The following is a 233-nucleotide window of genomic DNA, read 5'->3' as shown; positions in this document are numbered from 1 at the left end:
CATCCATGACAAGGACACCTATGGCCAGGGCCTGGTGGACGCCGTCAAGAAGACGATCGAAGCGCGCGGAATCAAGCCTGTGATGTACGAAGGCCTGACCCGTGGCGAACGTGACTTCAACGCGCTCGTCACCAAGATCAAGAGCTCCGGCGCCAATGCCGTCTACTTCGGCGGTCTCATTCCCGAAGGCGGCCCGCTGATCCGCCAGCTGAAGGAGCAGGGTGTCGACGTGG

At 61.8% G+C, this 233-nt stretch carries 1 protein-coding gene; it reads left to right on the top strand.

Translation table 11 applies throughout. The features are described from left to right. Positions 1–233: ABC transporter substrate-binding protein (locus tag AF337_RS07390; protein WP_152970951.1), on the top strand; the 233-nt coding region annotated here is incomplete at both ends.

The sequence above is a fragment of the Rhizobium ecuadorense genome (assembly GCF_001187535.1).
GTDB classification, from domain to species: Bacteria; Pseudomonadota; Alphaproteobacteria; order Rhizobiales; family Rhizobiaceae; genus Rhizobium; species Rhizobium ecuadorense.
This window is presented reverse-complemented; position numbering and strand designations above follow the sequence as displayed.